1 rRNA gene is annotated in these 323 nt (G+C 48.0%); it reads left to right on the forward strand.

From position 1 onward, the window contains the following. Positions 1–181: 181 nt before the first annotated feature. A 5S ribosomal RNA gene (gene rrf, locus IE163_RS09045) occupies positions 182–296 on the forward strand. Positions 297–323: the final 27 nt, after the last annotated feature.

Raw genomic sequence — 323 nt, forward strand, 5'->3', positions numbered from 1 at the left:
TGCCCGAGAGGCTTAACCATACAACGCCCAAGATGTTTTAAGAAGAAAGGTTGTGAGTAACCTAAGTCAGCTTGCTAGATTAAAGATGGAACGACAATTTTTTATCAAATGCATCCATGCATTTGACCCGCAAGCGGGCCGCACTAAAGTGCGTTAAAACGTTGTTCCTGACACGTTTTTGCCTGGTGGCAATAGCGCTGTGGAACCACCTGAACCCATTCCGAACTCAGAAGTGAAACGCAGCTGCGACGATGGTAGTGTGGCATTCGCCATGCGAGAGTAGTACACCGCCAGGCACCTCATTCAATAGAAAAGCCCTACTC

Origin of the sequence: Alishewanella longhuensis (assembly GCF_014653435.1) — a bacterium.
Classification (GTDB): Bacteria; Pseudomonadota; Gammaproteobacteria; order Enterobacterales; family Alteromonadaceae; genus Alishewanella; species Alishewanella longhuensis.